We start from the raw sequence: 20,322 nt of genomic DNA, 5'->3' as shown, positions 1-20,322 counted from the left end.
CGCTGGCACGCCTGAACCTGAATATCGCGGCCAGAACTTTTAGTCTTGATTTGCCGATGCTTGGAATCGTCGTATGGACCTTACGGCTGCAATTGACAGCATCGAACAAAAATAATCTCCAAAGTGGCCTGATTAGCATCCCACCCCCGCGCGGGGTTGGGATGCTAATCAGGCCATTTTGAAAGTGCCACGCCAAGTCGTAAAAGTATCTTCAGGTGGCAGCCCCCGGACGGGTGTTGCTTCAGGCCGCATGTCAGTGGGGGCGGGCGGCAATCATCGTACGCTGCAGCGTGCCATAGCCAACGCCATCACATCATAGTGCTGGTGGCCATCGTGCTGATTGTCGGTGCACCGTCCTACTTCGCCTCACCTCTTCATCAGCGCCGCAAGGTCTTGTCTGATCGAGCGGCTTTGTGGCACTGGCGAGATTCCAACTCGAGCGAAAAAGCCAAAATCATCCTTCGCTGTTGCATTGGCGATTTTCTCAAAGTCACCAGACAACTTGAGCGCTTGTTCAAACAGTGCCGGCTCGCTGGAAAATTGACGCCCCGCGCGGGCGTACCAACGGAAAATCAGAGGGGTCATCTGCGGTTGCAAGTGCAAGCCATGGTGCGTCGCCGTCAGCCAGACTCGCTGCACTGCGATGCCAAGATGAACCCAGTCTGCGAGTACCTCAGGGGCGCGTTGGGGTCGCACCAATAGATGTGCGGCGCAACATAGCGCGGGCAGCAAGTCGAGCTCGATACGCGGTGCCACCGTGCCTAAAAGATAACGATTAAAGAAGGCCACGCGTTCCCAGCTTTGCATGACCCATTCCATCAGTCGCGCGGTCGCCGGATCAACGCCGATGGCCTGTTCCGGAATGCGGTCCTTGCTGTAGCGAGCGCGCCACTCGATGATCTCTTTATGAACTGGATAAGCTTCCGGGCAGGTCAGTCGCACTTTCGCACTGCCCCACAGGAGGCTGGCAACCTTCATTCGATCTCCCCAGGACTCGAACAGCTGCACGTGAAATCCATCGCCTGCAGCGTTAATCAGTGCCCGGCGCTGCGTGTCCGTCAGCGGCTTGGTTTTCATGGGTCGGCGCTGCACCGTTCGTATCTCAATGCAGGGGAGGAGCGGGTCCTGGACGATCGTCGGGCTGTGGGCCAAACTTACATCGTAGGTCGGATTTCGATCATCGCCTTCTGACGAAATAGTCCAGTTGGTTGTCAGGCCAAAGCCAGACGCCGCAATTCGAATCGTTTCAAGCAACGCGCCGTGGGCGATGTGGCTCGGGTGCCCGTCGTAGTCATAAAGGATATGGTCGCGCGTATCGGTGCCATGTACCCGGATCAGATGATCGTCCACGATCTCGAACCGCCACGGTTGTGTGTTGTCACCACTGGGTGCCCAGCGCGCGAGGTCAAGAATGTGGGTCAGCGTGTCACGACTCATTGGTTTTCCTTGCGTTGATTTCGGGGGCACAATACAAAATCTAACACAGTGAGAGTATCCATGGCCGCCGCAATCTCCTTTGACTATGACAGTGCTTTTTCACGCAATATTGGCTGGGTTACACAGCGCGAACAGGCTAAATTGAAAAAGTCTCGCATCGCGATTGCCGGGCTGGGCGGCGTTGGCGGTGCGCATTTGCTTACGCTGGCCCGTTTGGGCATCGCCAATTTCAATATTGCCGATTTTGACAATTTCGATGTGCACAACATGAACCGGCAAGCTGGCGCGTTTATGCCTTTTATGGGGCAGCCCAAGATCGACACAGTCGCCCGGATGGCGCGCGACATTAATCCCGAGATCGATCTGCGCCTGTCTCCGCAAGGCGTCACGCCTGAAAATGTTGACGAATTTTTGCGTGACGTCGATGTTTATGTGGATGGATTGGACTTCTTTGCGCTGCCGGCCCGCCGCATGGTGTTCGCGAAGTGTCGGGAAAAAGGAATTCCCGCGCTGACGGCGGCACCGCTCGGCATGGGCACTGCGTTCCTTTACTTTCGTCCTGAGGGCATGAGTTTTGAAAAGTACTTCAAGGTAGATGGCCACGAATCACAGGAGCAATACGCGCGGTTCATTGCCGGCCTGTCGCCAGCAATGGTTCAACGTGATTACCTGGTGGCGCCCGACGCGGTTAATTTTCAGGAGAAGAGGGGCCCGTCAACAATCATGGCCTGCGACTTATGTGCTGGGGTGATGGGTACATCTGTCTTGAAGGTATTGCTGGGCCGAGGCTCCATCAAAGCGGCTCCGTGGGGGATGCATTTCGATGCCTATCATCAAAAGCTTAAGTTGACCTGGCGTCCGTTTGGGAATTCCAACCCGTTGCAACAATTGCTGTTGAAGTTCATACGGCCTGTGTTGCGCGGACAATCTGACGGTTGAGTTAGTGACGCAGTGGCCATCTGCAAAGTGTTCAGTCGATTGTCTGGTATCTGCTGTTTCTCTTGGATTCATCCCGACACGGCGCGATTTTTCTTAAGGGAACATCGTATTTGTCAATGCAATGCTTTGGAGTACGAGAAATGATGGTGTGGATAACACTATTCCAAACCATCCCTTCATGCGCAAATTGGCAACGCTGCAAACGGTTGAATGAACAATCCATATGTATCAGGTGCGAGAAGACTCTTGCACCATACACTTCGGAAAGTATTTTCATACTTCCCGAGGCCCCTTCGGTTTGCCGTGTACAGGTCTTTTGTTGATTGCGATCCCAAACCCGACAAACGTCTGGTCCTCAAAATAGCGGAAACGAAAGAAGAGCTAGAAGCGTGTTTCAGGCTCCTGCATGATGCCTACGTTGGCAGCGGCTTCATGCGACCTGACCCGTCAGGCATGCGTGTCACGATCTACCACGCGCTGCCCACCACGACTACGCTCTGCGCCGAATTTGATGGCGAGGTTGTTGGAACACTTTCGCTGATCCGCGAAAGTGTTTTCGGATTTCCTTTGCAGTCCATTTTTGACCTGCACGCAATTCGCGAGGAAATCGGCCAAATAGCTGAAGTATCAGCGCTTGCGGTACATCCAAAATTCAGGAACACCGGCGGGATGATATTGTTCCCTCTGATGAAATTCATGTATGAATACTGCACCACCTTCTTCGATACGCGGCATCTTGTGATTGCCGTCAATCCGAATCGGATTGAAATGTACGAGTCTCTTTTGCTCTTTGAAAGATTGAAAGAAAACGAGGTTGAAAACTACGACTTCGCCAACGGAGCCCCGGCAGTAGGCGCAACTATTGACCTGCATGCAGCCCCTGGACTTTTCAAACGGGTTTATGAAAAGAAACCGAGGCGCAAGAATCTTTATGTGTATCTGATGCGAAGCCGCCTGCGCAATATTGTGATGCCACGTCGGCGTTACTTCTCGACAAATGATCCAGTGATGACACCGAATTTGCTCGACTATTTTTTTAACCAACGTACCCGGACTTTTGAAAATCTAAGTGAAAGAGAGAAGGGACTGCTGCATTCCATCTATAACCTCCCGGAGTATAAGCAGGTACTACCAGCTGATTTGTCCGAGTCAAATTTCCCGAGTCGGCAGCGCAAGCATCAACGCTATTCACTCAAATGCCCCGGCATTTTCTCTGTCATCAGTCCCGAAAAAACAGACGTCTACGCCCTACAGGTGGTGGAGTTTTCCGATGACGGCTTTCTGGCGAACTCCAAAGTCCCCCTGCCCATAAATGCTTGGGGCGAGGCCAGAATTCGATTGGGGAGTGAGGAAAAATCGATTATTAGAGCCATGGCAGTACGTGGAAAATACAATGGCGCTCACGGGCTATACGGCTTCAGATTGGCTGAAGCGGATTTGCCCTGGCGAAAACTTGTCGGCGTGCTCAAGGCTGGCGCAATCCATGAAGACTTGGACAATGCTACTCGGTTTTTGCCGGGGTAAGCATTTAGGAATCCGCCAAATTCTGTAACAGGGCTGTGACTATCTTGAGAAATATCAAGGTATTTAAAGTCGTTGAAGGCAGACTAGAAAGCATGATTCGTACTTGGCCATTCAAGCAGATCCGCTAAATTTCTGCCCTCGCGTCAAACGAATGCATTCAACCTGTCTAGGGGAAACGCTTTGAAAAGTCTTTGCATCATTCTAAAACTCGGGTCTTGCTGGGCGGCGCTCGGATTGCTGGTCAGTCTTGTCGCGGGTTGCGCAGGATTTTCTCCTGTCTACCCTCCGGCGCCAGCTGCCGCAGCCACCCCGGATTACAACTACATTGTGGGTGCTGGAGACTCCTTGAACATCAGTGTATGGCGCAATCCCGAGCTCTCCATGTCAGTACCTGTGCGGCCAGATGGCAAGGTTACTATGCCTTTAGTCGATGAGTTGGTGGCGCAAGGCAAGACATCGGTAGAGATTGCCCGCGAAGTTGAAAAGGTGTTGGGTAAACTGGTACGCGACCCAGTGGTGACGGTCATTGTCACCGGCTTTGTTGGCCCTTACAGCGAGCAAATTCGGGTCGTCGGCGAGGCTGCCAAACCCCAAGCCTTGCCTTACAAACAAAATATGACTTTGTTGGATGTGATGATTGCAGTAGGCGGGTTAACTGACTTTGCTGATGGAAATGGGGCGTCCATCACGCGTGCATCAGAGGGTGATAAACGCTATTCTGTGCGCATCAAAGACCTCATCAAGCGCGGCGACATATCGGCCAATGTCGAAGTTAAGCCGGGCGATATTCTGATTATTCCGCAAGGCTGGTTCTAAGGCGGGCTTCACTTCTGCGTGCTGCTTCGCTTGATGAAGGCTTTGCAGCGTCCAAAAACTCTGACCGCAAAGACAATATCCGATGGATGACCTGATTAGCCAAATATTAACTATCGCCAGAGGCATGTGGAAGCATCGCTGGCTGGGCCTGCTGGTTGCCTGGGTGGTTACCGGCGTTGGTTCGGTGGTTGTGCTGTCGGTGCCCGATAAATACGAGGCAACCGCCCGCATTTTTGTGGACACGCAGTCCATTTTGAAGCCTTTGATGTCGGGCTTGACGGTGCAACCCAATATTGAGCAACAGGTGGCGATGTTGAGCCGCACACTCATCAGTCGTCCCAATGTCGAAAAGCTCATTCGCATGGCAGACCTTGATTTGAAAAGTCAATCCAAGAGCGCGCAGGACGCATTGATTGATAATCTGATGAAGACGCTTCAAATCCAGAATGTCGGCCGGGATAACCTTTACGTGTTGTCGTATCGTGACACCAGTCCGGACAAAGCCAAAAGAGTGATTCAGTCCCTGGTTTCAATTTTTGTTGAATCAAGTTTGGGGAACACCCGTCAGGATTCAAATGCGGCCAAAATGTTCATCGATGAGCAGATCAAGGCCTATGTGGCCAAGCTCGAAGAAGCTGAAACTCGTTTGAAGGAATACAAGGTTCGAAACATTGAAACTCAAGCCGCCGACGGGAAAGACATGGCCGGGCAGCTTAGTGCCGTGAGCAGTCAACTGAGTCAAGCCCGACTGGAATTGCGTGAGGCAGAAAACGCGCGTGATGCAGCAAAGCGTCAGTTGGACGCCGAAAAATCGCAAAACGCCAATATAACGTCGCGTAGCCTGCTGCAAGAATCAGCCATGTCGATCTCGACACCTGAAATTGATGCGCGCATTGACGCGCAGAAGCGATATCTTGATGGATTGCTACAGCGTTTTACCGAGCAACATCCTGATGTTTCGAACGCCAGGCGTCTGATTAAAGAGCTCGAAGAAATCAAGCGCAAAGAAGTGCAAGAATTGCGTAAGACCGCAATGGCCAACCCCGAGTCGGGGGCGACCAACAGCTTGGCCTATCAGGAACTCAATCGCATGCAGGCCAGCGCGGAGGTGCAAGTCGCTGCCCTGCGAGCAAGGGTTGGTGAGTACGAGGCGCGTTTCAACCGGGCTCGTGAGTTGATGAAGACAGCCCCGCAAATTGAAGCGGAATACTCCCAGTTGAATCGTGACTACGAAATCAACAAGAGAAACTATAACGACCTTGTGTCCCGCAGAGAGTCGGCAACGATGTCGGGTGAGCTGGAGAGCTCCGCTGGCGTTGTCGATTTTCGTCTGATAGACCCGCCGCGCGTGTCTCCCAATCCGGTGGCGCCCAATCGTCTGCTGCTCCTGCCCCTTGCTTTGTTGGCTGCGTTGGGTGCCGGGCTTGCGGTCGCCTTTGTCGCAAGTCAGTTGCGCGCCGTTTTTTACGATGCACGTTCTCTGAGAGATGCGATTGGGTTACCGCTGCTTGGTGTGGTTACCCTGGTAATGGGTGAAGGGGCTGTGCAGAAAGAAAAATCTGATTTGAAGAAGTTTCTGGGTGCTTCAGGTGGCTTAGTTGGTGTTTTTATTGGAGGAATGATTATTTTCTCCCTTTTGTCGGGGCGGGCAGGATGAATCAAATATGAGTAGCTTGATCGAACAGGCGGCGCAACGCTTGGAACAGCTTCGCCAGGCGGGTGTAGATATGCCTGCTACGCAGACCCTTGCGACTCCATCCATTACGGCCAAAAATCCTGATATCGGAACGCCTGAGGGGCAGCCTGCGCCGCTGTCCAGGCGTGTTGAAATTGACCTGGATGCACTTGCTACGGCGGGAATTGTTAGCCCCAATGCGCCCCGGTCCGAAATTGCAGATCAATTCCGGGTGATCAAGCGGCCATTGATTCAAAACGCCATGGGCAAGGGCGCCTCGATAATCGTCAATGGCAATCTGATCATGATTACCAGCGCGCTGCCCGGCGAGGGCAAGAGTTTCAATGCCATCAATTTGGCGCTGAGCATTGCCACCGAGTTGGATAACACAGTCATGCTCGTGGACGCCGACGTGGCGCGTCCGTCTGTCATGCGCGTGCTGGGGCTTCCCTCTGGCCCCGGGTTGCTTGATCTGGTGCTTGATGAGTCAAAGGATATGTCAAGCATGCTGTTGAAAACCAACATTGAGAAGCTGACCATTTTGCCCAGTGGAACACCGCATGCGCGCGCCACAGAGTTGTTGGCCAGCGATGCAATGATTCGGTTGTTGGATGATATGGCAAAGCGCTATGCGGACCGCATCATTGTTTTTGATTCACCACCGCTTCTTCTCACCACGGAGGCGCGGGTGCTCGCGTCTCATATGGGCCAGATTGTGGTGGTGGTACAAGCTGAAAGAACCTTGCAGTCAGAAGTTCGGCAAGCGCTCGCCACTATTGAGGCATGCCCCGTCAAGTTAATGTTGCTTAATCAGGCAAAAGCTGTCTTCATGGGGCAGTATGGATACGGACGCGGATACGGACAGGGATACGGCTACGGGCATGAGCAGCCGCAAGCTTAACTATATTCGCTGTCACGTTCAGTCATGATTTGTAATCCGCCTTCTCTCGGAACCCGGAAAATCCCTGCTGTTGCAGGCCCTGTGGTAGCCATGCTGTTCATGGCGTCGGCTGGCGTCTATGGTCAGGTGACTGTCATGCCGAGTGTCTCGGTTTCTGAAACCTTGACCGACAACGTGCGTCTGGCCAGTGATGGACAGCAGTCGGAACAGATTACTGAAATCAGTGCCGGTGTCCGCATCAATATTGACGGTGCAACGCTTAAGACGTTTTTTGACTATTCTTTAACCAGTGTGATGTATGCGCAAAATTCATCACCCGACAGCACTCAATTCCAAAACGGTCTCAATACGTTTGGTACGCTGGAGGTGGTTGATGGCTGGGCTTTTGTCGATTTCAATGGCTCCATTTCGCAGCAGGCGGTTTCTGCTTTTGGTACGCAGTCCGTCGACAATGCCGCTATCAACGCCAATAAAGCTGAGGTTGCCCACTACCGGCTTTCGCCCTACGTGCGCGGGCGATTGGGCGATATGGCCAGCTATGAGGCTCGTTACAGCAGATCCGTCACTAACAGCGATACGGCTGAGGGATCGGGCGTCAGTATGGTCGATGGCAGCGTTAGATTGAGCGGTGCTAGTGCCTTTCGTAACCTTGGCTGGTCGGCAGATGGCAATCGTCAAACTGTTAACTACAGCGCAGGTCGTCCCACCGAAAATGATCGATTAAGTCTTGGCTTGTCATATTCGATCACGCCCCAATTGCGCATATTTTCCAATGCAGGACGTGAATCCAATAACTATACAAGCATCGAGAAGAAAAGTTACGGTACAAGCGGCTTTGGAGCAAGCTGGTTTCCGTCAGAGTTGACCAGTTTGTCAGCATCGCGGGATCACCGTTCATTCGGAGAAGCGCACAACCTGAGTTTTTCGCACCGAACGGCGCGCACCATGTGGCGATTTACTGATTCCAAGGATGTTTCAGCGACACCAAGCCAGACCGGCATTGCCAGTCTCGGATCCATCTATGACCTGTTGTACAGCCAGTTCGAATCTCTTGAGCCCAACCCGACAGCCCGCGCAAGGTTGGTCAATGCCTATTTGCAGGCAAATGGCATCAGTCCAAATGCAATTGTCGTCAGCAGCTTTTTGACGGCGGCAGTGTCATTGCAGCGTCGGCAAGATTTTTCCTTGGCGTTGCTTGGCGTGCGCGATACTGTCACATTTATTGCCACGCGAAGCGAGGGCAGCAGGCTCGACACTGTGTCGACAGGCGTCGATGATTTCTCGAATTCTTCGTTGGTTCGCCAGCGCGGCTTTATGGTCAACTATGCGCATCGCCTAACGCCCGACTATTCATTGGGTGTCCTTGTGTCGCAGCAAAACACCTCTGGGGTTTCAAGTCAGCAAGACATTACATTGCGTTCGTTCAACATCAACGTTACTGGCAGAGTAGGCAGAAAGGCCACAGCTTCTATAGCGGTGCGTCGCGTTGTTTCTAGCGGCAACACGTCGTCTTATATCGAAACCGCCGTCATTGGTAGTTTGATTGTGCAGTTCTGACCCATGTACGAATCATTTTACGGGTTAAGCAGCAAACCCTTTCAGCTGAACCCTGATCCCAGTTTTTATTTTGGCAGCAAGCAGCACCGACGAGCTAAGGCCTACCTTGAGTACGGTGTGCAAAGAAACGAAGGTTTCATAGTTATCACGGGCGAGGTTGGCGCGGGCAAGACCACCATTGTGCGGGGCTTGCTTGCCAGTCTGGACCCCACCAAGGTCGTGGCCGCCAATCTCGTCACCACGCAACTCGATGCTGAAGACACCCTGCGCATGGTGGGCGCGGCTTTTGGTGTGCGTGTCAAAGACGTTTCAAAAGCTGACGTGCTCATGGCGCTGGAGGCGTATCTGGTCAGCCAGGCAAGTCAAGGTAAACGCTGCCTGCTGATTGTTGATGAGGCTCAAAACCTCACATCCCGGGCGGTGGAAGAATTACGTATGCTGTCCAACTTTCAGTTTGGCCAGCAGGCGCTGCTACAAACGTTTTTGGTTGGGCAACCCGAGTTTCGTACGATTTTGCGAAGTCCCACCATGCAGCAACTCAGGCAGCGCGTCACCGCCACTTGCCATATTGGGCCATTGGATCTGGATGAAACGCGGGGCTATATTGAACATCGTTTGAAATGTGCCGGTGCGTCCGGTCGACCTAGCTTCGATATGGGCGCATATGAAGGCATTTTCCAGTCCTCAGGGGGCATTCCCCGCCGTATCAACTTGATTTGTGACCGCTTGTTGTTACTTGGATTTTTGGGAAATAAAGACGCCTTTGACCTTGAAGATGTCAACGAGGTCGTGAGCGAGATTCATGATGAATCAGCGGCCCCCGCCAACAAGACCCAGGAGGACCGATCGGACTGGGCCGATTCACAAATTGCGGATCTGACAACGGCCAATTTGGTTGATATCGATCTTGTTAAATTGCAGGTTACACCCGGCTTGGCCGGTGCAATTTCAAGTCAAATTGACGGCCTGGGCGTTGAGCAATATGACGGTCGCTTGAGACGTCTGGAGGGAAGCGTGCTTCGCCTTGAGCGTATCAACCTGGAAATTCTTGTCATGCTGAAAAAACTCGTCTCGGCGGTCAATAAGGCAAACCAGGAGAGCACTCAATGAGCAACTTGCGTCCTGTCATTTGCGTGGTGGGAGCTCGGCCCAACTTTATGAAAATGGCCCCCATTCTCAGGGCTATGGCGGCACATATTCCGCCCCTGCCAGTGTTGCTGGTGCATACCGGTCAGCACTATGACAAAGACATGAGTGACCGCCTGTTCGAAGATCTGCGCCTGCCCCGGCCGGACGTTAATCTTGAAGTGGGGTCTGGCACCCATGCCATCCAAACGGCCGAAGTCATGAGACGGTTCGAGCCCATTATTGATGCACACACGCCTTCATGTGTGGCGGTGGTGGGAGACGTCAATTCAACGCTAGCGTGTTCACTGGTTGCCGTCAAAAAAAGTGTGCCGGTGGTGCATATTGAGGCCGGCCTGCGTAGCTATGACCGCGCCATGCCGGAGGAAATCAATCGCATTCTCACTGACCAAATATCTGACAGGCTCTACACCACGGAGCGCACGGCTGAAGATAACCTGACACGGGAGGGCATACCGTCGAACAGGGTTTGTTTTGCGGGTAACGTCATGATTGACTCGGTGGTATTTGGGCGGGCGAACGCTCGTGGCGCCAAGGACACCCTGCAAGCCTGCAATGTCGATCCTTTGGTATTAAGCCATCCCTTCGGCTATGGTGTGGTGACCCTGCATCGGCCCTCCAATGTGGATGATCCTGAAACCCTGCGTGCGCTACTCGGAGTGCTAGATGAGGTTGCAGCCAGCTTGCCCTTGGTGATTGCCCTGCATCCGCGAACCCGCAGCAATATCGAGCGATTCGGTCTGATGGACTTAATTGATTCTGCGCGCATGGTTTTATTGCCACCGCAGGGGTACCTTGAAATGCTGGGTCTTATGGCGGGAGCCACTGTCGTACTTACCGACTCGGGTGGTCTGCAGGAGGAAACGACGGCGCTCGGCGTGCCTTGCTTGACTCTGCGAGAAAACACTGAGCGTCCTATTACCGTTGAGCAAGGTACCAATATCCTGGTTGGACGCGACCGTGATGCCATTCTTGGTGCTGTGCACGATATCTTGACTGGAAATGGCAAGCGTGGTCGTGTTCCTGAATTTTGGGATGGGCATGCCTCCGAACGCATTACGGCTGATTTGTACCGGTGGTTGAAACATAGGCCAGCGGAAATCGCCTCGCGAACGGTCACTAACTAAGAAGACCCGTATGCCCGCCTCGGCCATTACCAACGCATTGACGATCGATGTTGAAGACTATTTTCAAGTCTCTGCATTTGCACCGTACATTGCACGTTCCGAGTGGAACACCCGTGAATGTCGCGTAGAGCGCAACATCAACTGCATTCTTGAAATGCTGGCGCGTCACGATACCAAGGCAACATTCTTTACCTTGGGCTGGATTGCCGAGCGTTACCCTCAGTTAGTGCGTCAGATCGTGCACGAAGGGCATGAAATAGCCAGCCACGGCTATGGTCACGAGCGAGCCAGCGAACAAACCGAAGCCGCTTTTTTTTCCGATATTCATCTGGCCAAAATTGTGCTGGAAGATTTGACGGGCAGCGAGGTCAATGGCTATCGCGCACCCAGTTTTTCGATCGGTACGGGGAACCTCTGGGCCTTTGACTGCCTGGCTCGGGCCGGTTACCGCTACAGCTCAAGCATTTACCCTATTCGCCACGACCACTACGGCATGCCGGACTCACCTCGCTTTGCCTACGAGGTGCGTCCGGGTTTGATGGAAATCCCGATTACGACGTTGCGGGTGTTAAACCGTAACTTGCCATCCAGCGGTGGGGGATACTTCAGATTGTTGCCCTACTTCCTGTCACGTTGGATGCTCAATCGGGTGAACGGACATGACCGCGAGTCAGGCATTTTCTATTTCCATCCGTGGGAGCTTGACACCGGGCAACCTCGTATTGCGGGTATCAGCCGGAAAACGCGCTTTCGCCATTACGTCAACATTGACCGGATGCAAGTTCGATTGAATCATCTGCTAGGTGATTTCAAGTGGGGACGTATGGATCACATTTTTCTGAACAGAATTGCCAAGCATGTCAGTGTCGCCTGAGACCCCTGTGTTGACCGTCAAGCGCCTATCAATGCAAGACATTGCTACATCAGTGCTGTGGGATGAGTTCGTCATGGCGTGTCCCGACGCGACATTTTTTCATCGCGCTGGATGGCAAAGAATTGTGCGTGATGTTTTTCGCCACGACACCTATTTCTTGTATGCCATGGCGGATGGCAGTATCCAGGGCGTGTTGCCTCTTGGCCATGTCAAGAGCTGGCTGTTTGGCAACTCACTGGTGGCCCTACCTTTTGCCGTGTATGGCGGCGTTGCTGCGGTCAACGCGCCGGCTGCCGCCGTCTTGGAACTTGAAGCTCAGCAAATCGCCAAACGCCTGGGTGTGGCCCATCTTGAATGGCGCAACGTGAAACCGCGTCACTCAGACTGGCCCACGCAAGACCTGTATGTTACGTTTCGAAAGGAAATCCAGCCTGAAGAGGACGCTAACATGTTGGCCATTCCGCGCAAGCAGCGGGCTATGGTTCGCAAAGGTATCAAGAATGGTCTGGTGAGCCAGATTGACCATGACGTTGATCGTTTCTTTGCCCTGTATGCGGATAATGTTCACCGCCATGGCACACCCGCCATGCCCAAGCGGTACTTCAAGTCTTTGCTCGCCGAGTTTGGCGCTGATTGCGAAGTGCTAACCGTCACCGCGCCAGACGGCCGCCCGCTTAGCAGCGTGTTGAGTTTTTACTTTCGTGATGAGGTCTTGCCCTACTACGCGGGCGACGATGAATCCGCGCGTGAACTGGCCGCCAATGATTTCAAATACTGGGAGTTAATGCGCCGCGCATGCCTGCGCGGACTCAAGGTGTTTGACTATGGCCGCAGCAAGCAAGGCACCGGCTCGTTCTCGTTCAAGAAGAACTGGGGCTTTGAGCCCAAGCCCCTGCACTATGAGTATTGCCTCTACAAGCGCGACGCCATTCCGCAAAACAACCCGTCCAACGCCAAATACAAGCTGCTGATTGAAACCTGGCGGCGCATGCCCATTGTCCTGGCCAACTGGTTGGGGCCTTTTGTTGTGCGCAACCTCGGTTGACAGCCATCATGAGTAACTTGCTTTACCTGGTGCACCGGCTGCCTTTTCCGCCAAACAAGGGTGACAAAGTTCGTTCCTATCATTTGTTAAAGCACCTGACTGCCCGGCACCGTGTTTTTCTGGGTACCTTCGTGGACGATCCCGACGACGATGCCTACATTGATACCGTGCGGGAAATGTGTCCTGATCTGTATGTTGCGCGGCTCAACCCCCGAATGGCTAAATTGCGTAGCCTCACTGGATTGTTGACGCAGCAGCCCTTGAGCCTGCATTACTATCAGGATGCCCATCTGCAAGCATGGGTCAACCAGACCCTAGCTGACTACAAAATTGATGCCACAGTGATTTTTTCGTCAGTCATGGCACAGTATGTGCCGGCCATGCCGGGAGTCACCCGTCCACCCATGGTGGTCGATTTTGTCGATGTCGACTCGGCCAAGTGGACAGAATATGCGACCAGTCACCGGTGGCCTCTTTCATGGCTGTATCGGCGAGAGGGCGAGCGACTGAGGGGCTTCGAACGTACGGTGGCGGCGCGGTCTCAAAAGTCGTTTTTTGTGACTGAGAATGAGACGACCTTGTTTCAGAAAATGGCACCTGAATGCGCCGACACGGTCGTTGCCATGAGCAACGGTGTTGATACCGACTATTTCTCTCCTGACCCCTTTCGGGCTTCACCCTTTGCAAGGCCGGCCTTACCGCCAGAGCAGATGCCCGTGGTGTTCACCGGTGCCATGGATTACTGGCCCAACATCGATGCCGTCACCTGGTTTGCACGTGACATCCTGCCGCGGTTGCGCCAGTCCTGGCCGCAGCTCTGCTTCTATATCGTAGGACGCAATCCGCCGCAGTCCGTTTTGGCCCTGGCGTCTTATTCGGTGGTGGTCACCGGAACCGTGCCTGATGTCCGGCCTTATCTGCAGCATGCAGCGCTGGTGGTGGCGCCTTTGCGGGTGGCGCGTGGTATTCAAAATAAAATTTTGGAGGCCATGGCGATGGGCAGGCCGGTGGTGGCCTCCCGTTCATGCGCGCAGGTGATCGCGGCACGAAGCGAAGAATTGGTTTGTGCTTCAGGGGTCGGCGGCTTTGTACGCGAAATTGATTCTTTGCTTAAAGCGCCGGCTCGGGCTGCTGCCGTGGGACAGTCCGCAAGACTGCGGGTGATCGAGAGCTACAGCTGGACCGCTCACTTGGGCGGCATCGACCGCTATTTGGGTGATCAAACGCCTGCACGAGAAAACGCATGAACCCAGTCGCGACCCCCTACGTTTTTGCGGCCAATGCACATGTGGCGCAGCCATGGCGGCAGGCCCTTACCGCATTGACCTCGCTGGTGGTCTGGACGATTTTCTTGTACCGCGAGACCGGCGCTGCCATCGTGACAATCTGGGCCCGGTCTGACACCTTTACCCACGGCTTCCTGGTGCCTCCGATTGTGTTGTGGCTAGTCTGGCGACAGCGCCATGCAATTGCTGTGCAGACACCCCAGCCAGCGTTTGGATCATTTCTGTTCATTGCTTGTGCTGCCTTTGTCTGGCTACTGGGTGATTTGGCCGCTATCAATGCGCTTACGCAACTGGCGTTTGTAGCGCTGCTGGTTTTGGCCGTGCCTGCTGTGCTGGGTTGGACTGTTACGCGTGTGATTATTTTCCCGCTAGGTTTCTTATTTTTTGCCGTGCCTATTGGTGAATTTCTCATGCCTCAGCTCATGGAGTGGACGGCAAATTTCACCGTGATCGCCTTGCGCCTGAGTGGCATTCCCGTCTATCGTGAAGGGCTACAGTTTGTCATTCCTTCCGGTAACTGGTCGGTGGTGGAGGCTTGCAGCGGCGTGCGGTACTTGATTGCCTCGCTCACCGTGGGCACCCTGTTTGCCTACTTGAACTACCAATCCAACAAGCGCCGCATCCTGTTCGTGATGGTCTCTATTGTTGTCCCCGTCGTTGCCAACTGGATGCGCGCCTACATCATCGTCATGCTGGGGCACGTCTCGGGCAACAAACTCGCAGCAGGCGTTGATCACCTGATTTACGGCTGGCTCTTTTTTGGCGTCGTTATTATGCTGATGTTCGTCATCGGCGCCCGTTGGGCAGAACCCGAGAAATTGATGGGCGAGAGCGGCTCCGGGTTCCCCGCGCAGAAGCACCCGGTGACAACTGCAAGGCTATGGACAAGCACGGTTTGTTTGGTGGCACTGGTGACATTGCCCCATATCGCTCTGTGGGCTACTGATCGGGGCAAAGGGCTCGATCCGGTCTCGTTCACTGCGCCGACGGCTCTGGCTCCAAGCTGGCTATCCGTTAGTCCGGCTGTGGCTGACTTTAAGCCGGCTTTCCAGAATCCATCCGCCGAAATGAACAGCAGCTACGCCAGTCAGGGCCGTACCGTGGGGCTGTATCTGGGCTATTACCGCCATCAGGATTACAGCCGGAAGTTGGTCAGTTCCAACAATGTGCTGGTTACGAGTAAAGATCCGCAGTGGGTCCTGGTGGACAGCGGTACCCGGAAGGTCACTTTCGGTGGCAAACAGCTTGCCTTGCGCACGGCAGAACTGCGTAGTGCCGCCTTGACCGACACAGCCCATGAAGGTCGGATGATGGTTTTTCAAGTTTACTGGATCAATGGAACGCTGATTTCCAGCGATTACCTTGCCAAGGCCTATGGCGCGTTCCACCGGCTATTGGGGCGTGGTGATGACTCTGCAGTCATCATCGTCTATACCCCTAAAGACCAGGCCGGGGGCGCCGAAGCGGTGTTGGACTCCTTTTGGGCTACTAATTACGCGGCCATCAATGAGTTATTGCTGAAGACGCGGGGAAAAAAGTGATGGACAAGTGACAAACAAGAAATTTGAGCGCTCTTTGATTTTATGAATGCTGTGGAGGTTTCGTGATGAATGTCGTTGCAGTAATTGGTTTAGGGTATGTGGGTTTGCCTCTGGTGGTGGAGTTTGGCAAACACTTTCGCACCATCGGGTTTGATATCGCGGCGTCCAAGGTTGAGTCGTGCCTCAAAGGCGTTGACCCTTCCCGTGAATTGTCGGACGATGAGATGCGGGCTTCGCCCCATGCGTTGTACACGGCAGACCCCGGCATGCTGGCCGAGGCAGACATCATCGTGGTGGCTGTGCCCACACCGGTAGACAACGCGCATATCCCTGATTTTCGTCCGCTCATTGGCTCCAGCACCAGCGTCGGTCGTCATATGAAAAAGGGCGCCATCGTTGTTTACGAATCCACGGTTTATCCGGGCGCCACAGAAGAGGTTTGCATTCCCGTACTGGAGCGGGAGTCCGGTCTGAAGTGGAGGAAAGACTTTTTCGTGGGCTATTCGCCTGAGCGAATCAACCCCGGTGACAAAGAGCACACCCTCACCAGAATTCTCAAAATTGTGTCAGGCGATACCCCCGCCACGCTGGATAAAGTGGCCAAACTCTATGAGACCATCATCGTGCCCGGCGTCCATCGCGCCTCCAGCATCAAGGCCGCAGAGGCAGCCAAGGTGATTGAGAACACCCAGCGCGATCTGAATATATCCCTGATGAACGAACTCTCCATCATTTTCGACAAGCTCGGCATCGACACCACCGAGGTGCTCGAAGCGGCGGGCACCAAATGGAATTTTCTTAAATTCAAGCCGGGCCTGGTAGGCGGCCATTGCATCGGCGTTGACCCCTATTATCTGACCCACAAGGCCGAGATGCTGGGCTACAACCCACAAGTTATTTTGGCCGGCCGCCGCATCAATGACGGCATGGGAAAGTTCATTGCAGAGCAGACCATCAAGCACATGATTGCGGCCGGCAGTTACATCAAAGGTGCCAAAGTGAATGTGCTTGGGCTCACCTTCAAGGAGGACTGTGGCGACTTGCGTAACTCCAAAGTGATTGACATCATCAATGAACTCAAGTCGTACGGCGTAGAAGTTTTTGTGACCGACCCACGGGCCGAGTCGGATGAAGCCATGCATGAATATGGTGTGCCTCTGTTGTCATGGGCTGATCTGCCCCGGGCTGACGCTATCGTGGCGGCGGTAGCACACCGGGAATACGCCACATTGACCGTGGAAGACTTTGGCAAAAAACTGGTCAAGGGCGGGGCGTTCATTGACGTCAAGGCCGCTTTCGACCGCAGGTCTATCGAAGAGGCTGGTTACAAACTCTGGCGCCTGTAAATGCCAGACCATCGCCCCCTCGTGCTCCATGTGATGTATCGCTTTGACACGGGCGGGCTGGAGAATGGCATTGTCAACCTTATCAACCACATGCCCGCCCACGCCTATCGACATGCTGTACTCGCGCTGACCGAAGTGTCGGAGTTCGGCCAGCGCATCAAGCGCAGCGACGTTGAGTTCATCTCTCTCTGCAAGCCGCCGGGCCACGGCGTCTGGCAATACCCCAAACTGTTCAAGCTGTTCCGTCAGCTGCGACCCGCAATCGTTCATAGCCGAAACCTCGCTGCGCTCGAAGTGCAGGCCCCCGCCTGGGCCGCCGGGGTGCCGATTCGCATTCACGGTGAACACGGCCGCGACGTGGGAGACCTGGATGGCAACAACGTCACCTATCAGCGCGTACGCCGTTTCTACAATCCCTTCGTCCACCACTACACGGCTCTGTCGCGTGATCTGGCTGATTATCTGGTGGACAAGGTACGTGTTCCGCGAGAAAAAATCACGCAGGCCTACAACGGGGTCGACACCTCGCTCTTCTGCCCGGCTCCCGCTGGGCCGCAGCCCATTGTCGGCTGCCCGTTCGATCCGGCGCAGCATTGGCTGGTCGGTACCGTGGGCCGCATGCAAACCGTCAAAGACCAGGTCATGCTGGCGAATGCTTTTGTGCAAGCCCTTGCCCTGGCCCCTGAACTTCAGTCCCGTATGCGCCTCACCATGGTGGGAGAGGGACCTTTGCGTGCGCAGGTCCAAGCTGTGCTGCAGGCCGCAGGCTTGGCCCATTTGGCCTGGTTGCCTGGCGAGCGAAGCGACGTGTCCGACATCATGCGTGGCCTGCACGTCTTTGCCTTGCCCTCACTGGCCGAGGGCATCTCCAACACCATTCTGGAGGCCATGGCCAGCGGCTTGGCCGTAGTCGCCACGGCAGTGGGCGGTAACGCCGACCTCGTTGTGCCGGGGCAGACCGGTTATATCGTTCCCTCTGCGAATCCGCAGACCATGGCGCATCAGTTGGTGGCGCTGGCCTCCAACCGCGAGCTGGCTCGCAACATGGGTCAGGCGGGTCGCCAGCGTGTGCAGACCTCATTCAGCATGCAGTCCATGGTGTTCACCTACCAGTCTGTGTATGACCAGCAGTTGCACCGCATACATCCCATGCACCCCATCCAACAAAATCAATAAACATCATGTGTGGCATTACCGGTATCTTTGACACCCGAGGCAGCTGTGGCATCAGCCGCGCTGTGCTTCAGCGCATGAACGACTCGCAACTGCACCGCGGTCCGGACGAGGGCAGTCTGCACATCGAGCCCGGCGTGGGCTTGGGCCATCGGCGCCTGTCCATCATCGACATTGCCACCGGTCAGCAGCCCCTATTCAACGAAGATGGTTCTGTGGTGGTCGTCTTCAATGGTGAAATCTACAACTACCAGCAACTCATTCCCGAGCTGCAGGCGCTGGGCCATGTGTTTCACACAAAAAGCGACACCGAGGTCATTGTCCATGCCTGGGAATCCTGGGGTGCCGATTGCGTCAAGCGTTTTCGCGGCATGTTTGCCTTCGCCTTGTGGGACCGCAACCAGCAAATCTTCTTCATGGCGCGTGACCGCCTGGGCGTCAAACCCATGTATTACGCGCTGCTGGACGACGGCACCCTGCTGTTCGGCTCGGAACTCAAGTCCATCCTGGCCCATGGCGGCCTGCGTCGCGACATTGATCCTCTGGCCGTGGAAGAATATTTTGCATTGGGTTACGTGGCCGAGCCTCGCACCATCTTCAAACAGGCCCGTAAGCTGTCGCCCGCCCACACCCTCGCCATTCGGCGTGGTCATCCGATTGGCGAGCCAGTGGCGTACTGGGATGTTCGTTTTAGTCTGGACAACCCGATCTCGGAGGCCGACGCCCAAGCTGAACTGGTCCAACGTTTGAAGGAGTCCGTTCGCCTGCGCATGATCGCGGAGGTGCCGCTCGGTGCCTTTTTATCGGGCGGGGTGGACAGTAGCGCCGTCGTCGCAGTCATGGCCGGCTTATCCCAAGAGCCCGTCAACACCTGCTCCATTGGCTTTGACGACCCGGCTTTCAACGAGTCTGCCTTTGCGCAAACGGTTGCCTATCGCTATCACACCAACCATCGTGTTGAAGTTGTCAAAAGCGATGACTTCGACCTCATCGACACCCTGGCTCGCCTGTACGACGAACCCTATGCCGACAGCTCTGCCATCCCCACCTACCGGGTTTGCCAACTGGCGCGCAAGCATGTGACTGTGGCACTATCCGGCGATGGTGGCGACGAATCGTTAGGCGGCTACCGCCGCTATCGCATGCACCTGATGGAAGAGCGCATGCGCGCCGCGCTGCCCCAGAGTGTGCGCGGCCCGGTGTTTGGTACGCTGGGCAGGTTCTACCCCAAAGCTGACTGGGCGCCGCGCATGTTTCGCGCCAAAACTACCTTCGAGGGTCTGGCCCGCGGCTCGGTAGGGGCCTATTTTCATACGATCTCCATCCTGCGCGGCCCCATGCGGGAGGCGTTGTTCAGCCCGCGCTTTAAAACTGAGCTAGCTGGCTACAACGCGAAAGAAGTATTCAACCGTCACGCGGCCCAAGCCGACACCGACGACCCGCTCGCACTCATTCAATACGTGGACCTCAAAACCTATTTGGTTGGCGACATCAACACCAAGGTCGACCGCGCCAGCATGGCTCATTCCCTCGAGGTGCGCGAGCCCTTGATGGACCATGAGCTTGTAGAGTGGCTGGCCACACTGCCATCCAGTCACAAAATTCGCGGCCAAGAAGGCAAATACATCTTCAAAAAGTCCATGGAGCCGTACCTGCCGCAAGATGTGCTGTACCGACCCAAGATGGGTTTTTCTGTGCCGTTGGCGCGCTGGTTCCGCGGCCCTCTGAAGCAGCGCGTGCGCGACGCGGTGCTGGGTGAGCGGCTGGCCGCTACCGGCTGGTTCAACCCGGCCTACTTGCATCATCTGGTTGAGGCTCATCAGTCTGGCGCTAGCGACTACAGCGCGCCGCTGTGGACGCTGCTGATGTTTGAAGCCTTTTTGCGACAAGTGGTAGACACCAGTAAGGCTGAGTCCGTAGCGGTGACCGCATGAG

Annotated in this window: 16 protein-coding genes; 15 read left to right on the top strand and 1 reads right to left on the bottom strand. The window is 54.8% G+C overall.

The genetic code is table 11. The annotated features are described in order from the left end of the window. Positions 1 to 366: 366 nt before the first annotated feature. The gene (locus C5P05_RS21310) at positions 367 to 1,437 is read right to left on the bottom strand and encodes a nitroreductase family protein (RefSeq protein WP_114971846.1); all 1,071 of its coding nucleotides are present in this window, start codon (positions 1,435 to 1,437) and stop codon (positions 367 to 369) included. Positions 1,438 to 1,497: 60 nt separating this feature from the next. Here C5P05_RS21310 and C5P05_RS21305 point away from each other — a divergent pair, with 60 nt between their 5' ends. The 15 genes from C5P05_RS21305 to C5P05_RS21235 all read left to right on the top strand — a co-directional run bounded on the left by C5P05_RS21305 (position 1,498) and on the right by C5P05_RS21235 (position 20,321). Further along, positions 1,498 to 2,376: a ThiF family adenylyltransferase gene (locus C5P05_RS21305; RefSeq protein WP_114971845.1), complete on the top strand. Its 879-nt coding sequence runs from the start codon at positions 1,498 to 1,500 to the stop codon at positions 2,374 to 2,376. A 210-nt stretch (positions 2,377 to 2,586) separates the two neighbouring features. Next, positions 2,587 to 3,900, top strand: coding sequence for an N-acyl amino acid synthase FeeM domain-containing protein (locus C5P05_RS21300; RefSeq protein WP_114971844.1), 1,314 nt, complete (start codon positions 2,587 to 2,589; stop codon positions 3,898 to 3,900). Positions 3,901 to 4,134: 234 nt separating this feature from the next. Next, positions 4,135 to 4,716, top strand: coding sequence for an XrtA/PEP-CTERM system exopolysaccharide export protein (locus C5P05_RS21295; protein ID WP_232834614.1), 582 nt, complete (start codon positions 4,135 to 4,137; stop codon positions 4,714 to 4,716). 82 nt (positions 4,717 to 4,798) lie between these two features. Then, complete coding sequence (locus C5P05_RS21290; RefSeq protein WP_114971842.1) at positions 4,799 to 6,373, top strand: XrtA system polysaccharide chain length determinant; 1,575 nt, start codon at positions 4,799 to 4,801, stop codon at positions 6,371 to 6,373. 7 nt (positions 6,374 to 6,380) lie between these two features. Next, positions 6,381 to 7,292: an XrtA-associated tyrosine autokinase gene (locus C5P05_RS21285; protein WP_114971841.1), complete on the top strand. Its 912-nt coding sequence runs from the start codon at positions 6,381 to 6,383 to the stop codon at positions 7,290 to 7,292. A gap of 90 nt (positions 7,293 to 7,382) precedes the next feature. Beyond that, positions 7,383 to 8,849: a TIGR03016 family PEP-CTERM system-associated outer membrane protein gene (locus C5P05_RS21280; RefSeq protein ID WP_157979421.1), complete on the top strand. Its 1,467-nt coding sequence runs from the start codon at positions 7,383 to 7,385 to the stop codon at positions 8,847 to 8,849. A 3-nt stretch (positions 8,850 to 8,852) separates the two neighbouring features. After that, positions 8,853 to 9,959, top strand: a complete 1,107-nt coding sequence (locus tag C5P05_RS21275; RefSeq protein ID WP_114971839.1) for an XrtA/PEP-CTERM system-associated ATPase — start codon at positions 8,853 to 8,855, stop codon at positions 9,957 to 9,959. After that, positions 9,956 to 11,122, top strand: a complete 1,167-nt coding sequence (gene wecB / locus C5P05_RS21270) for a non-hydrolyzing UDP-N-acetylglucosamine 2-epimerase (RefSeq protein ID WP_114971838.1) — start codon at positions 9,956 to 9,958, stop codon at positions 11,120 to 11,122. The genes C5P05_RS21275 and wecB overlap by 4 nt, the downstream gene beginning before the upstream one ends. A gap of 10 nt (positions 11,123 to 11,132) precedes the next feature. Then, a complete protein-coding gene (locus tag C5P05_RS21265) occupies positions 11,133 to 11,996 on the top strand; it encodes an XrtA system polysaccharide deacetylase (RefSeq protein WP_114971837.1) in 864 nt (287 codons plus the stop codon). After that, a complete protein-coding gene (locus C5P05_RS21260) occupies positions 11,980 to 13,041 on the top strand; it encodes a FemAB family XrtA/PEP-CTERM system-associated protein (protein WP_114971836.1) in 1,062 nt (353 codons plus the stop codon). The genes C5P05_RS21265 and C5P05_RS21260 overlap by 17 nt, the downstream gene beginning before the upstream one ends. 8 nt (positions 13,042 to 13,049) lie before the next feature. Then, positions 13,050 to 14,288 carry a TIGR03087 family PEP-CTERM/XrtA system glycosyltransferase gene (locus C5P05_RS21255; protein ID WP_114971835.1) on the top strand — a complete coding sequence of 413 codons (1,239 nt, stop codon included), beginning with the start codon at positions 13,050 to 13,052 and terminating at the stop codon, positions 14,286 to 14,288. After that, positions 14,285 to 15,868 carry an exosortase A gene (gene xrtA / locus C5P05_RS21250; protein WP_114971834.1) on the top strand — a complete coding sequence of 528 codons (1,584 nt, stop codon included), beginning with the start codon at positions 14,285 to 14,287 and terminating at the stop codon, positions 15,866 to 15,868. Before C5P05_RS21255 ends, xrtA begins: the two co-directional genes overlap by 4 nt. 65 nt (positions 15,869 to 15,933) lie before the next feature. Beyond that, the gene (locus tag C5P05_RS21245) at positions 15,934 to 17,214 is read left to right on the top strand and encodes a nucleotide sugar dehydrogenase (protein WP_114971833.1); all 1,281 of its coding nucleotides are present in this window, start codon (positions 15,934 to 15,936) and stop codon (positions 17,212 to 17,214) included. Next, on the top strand, positions 17,215 to 18,390 hold the full coding sequence (locus tag C5P05_RS21240; RefSeq protein ID WP_114971832.1) for a TIGR03088 family PEP-CTERM/XrtA system glycosyltransferase: 1,176 nt from the start codon (positions 17,215 to 17,217) through the stop codon (positions 18,388 to 18,390). It begins immediately after the preceding gene. A 5-nt stretch (positions 18,391 to 18,395) separates the two neighbouring features. Then, the gene (locus tag C5P05_RS21235; RefSeq protein ID WP_114971831.1) at positions 18,396 to 20,321 is read left to right on the top strand and encodes an XrtA/PEP-CTERM system amidotransferase; all 1,926 of its coding nucleotides are present in this window, start codon (positions 18,396 to 18,398) and stop codon (positions 20,319 to 20,321) included. Position 20,322: the final 1 nt, after the last annotated feature.

It is taken from the genome of Rhodoferax ferrireducens (assembly GCF_003347515.1).
In the GTDB taxonomy this organism is placed as follows: Bacteria; Pseudomonadota; Gammaproteobacteria; order Burkholderiales; family Burkholderiaceae_C; genus Rhodoferax.
This window is presented reverse-complemented; position numbering and strand designations above follow the sequence as displayed.

What these genes read in the sequence shown, in the direction of transcription:
- C5P05_RS21310 (WP_114971846.1), bottom strand. Translation starts at nt 1,437, where the DNA reads ATGAGTCGTGACACGCTGACCCACATTCTTGACCTCGCGCGCTGGGCA.
- C5P05_RS21305 (WP_114971845.1), top strand. Translation starts at nt 1,498, where the DNA reads ATGGCCGCCGCAATCTCCTTTGACTATGACAGTGCTTTTTCACGCAAT.
- C5P05_RS21300 (WP_114971844.1), top strand. Translation starts at nt 2,587, where the DNA reads ATGAACAATCCATATGTATCAGGTGCGAGAAGACTCTTGCACCATACA.
- C5P05_RS21290 (WP_114971842.1), top strand. Translation starts at nt 4,799, where the DNA reads ATGGATGACCTGATTAGCCAAATATTAACTATCGCCAGAGGCATGTGG.
- C5P05_RS21285 (WP_114971841.1), top strand. Translation starts at nt 6,381, where the DNA reads ATGAGTAGCTTGATCGAACAGGCGGCGCAACGCTTGGAACAGCTTCGC.
- C5P05_RS21280 (WP_157979421.1), top strand. Translation starts at nt 7,383, where the DNA reads ATGCTGTTCATGGCGTCGGCTGGCGTCTATGGTCAGGTGACTGTCATG.
- C5P05_RS21275 (WP_114971839.1), top strand. Translation starts at nt 8,853, where the DNA reads ATGTACGAATCATTTTACGGGTTAAGCAGCAAACCCTTTCAGCTGAAC.
- wecB (WP_114971838.1), top strand. Translation starts at nt 9,956, where the DNA reads ATGAGCAACTTGCGTCCTGTCATTTGCGTGGTGGGAGCTCGGCCCAAC.
- C5P05_RS21265 (WP_114971837.1), top strand. Translation starts at nt 11,133, where the DNA reads ATGCCCGCCTCGGCCATTACCAACGCATTGACGATCGATGTTGAAGAC.
- C5P05_RS21260 (WP_114971836.1), top strand. Translation starts at nt 11,980, where the DNA reads ATGTCAGTGTCGCCTGAGACCCCTGTGTTGACCGTCAAGCGCCTATCA.
- C5P05_RS21255 (WP_114971835.1), top strand. Translation starts at nt 13,050, where the DNA reads ATGAGTAACTTGCTTTACCTGGTGCACCGGCTGCCTTTTCCGCCAAAC.
- xrtA (WP_114971834.1), top strand. Translation starts at nt 14,285, where the DNA reads ATGAACCCAGTCGCGACCCCCTACGTTTTTGCGGCCAATGCACATGTG.
- C5P05_RS21245 (WP_114971833.1), top strand. Translation starts at nt 15,934, where the DNA reads ATGAATGTCGTTGCAGTAATTGGTTTAGGGTATGTGGGTTTGCCTCTG.
- C5P05_RS21240 (WP_114971832.1), top strand. Translation starts at nt 17,215, where the DNA reads ATGCCAGACCATCGCCCCCTCGTGCTCCATGTGATGTATCGCTTTGAC.
- C5P05_RS21235 (WP_114971831.1), top strand. Translation starts at nt 18,396, where the DNA reads ATGTGTGGCATTACCGGTATCTTTGACACCCGAGGCAGCTGTGGCATC.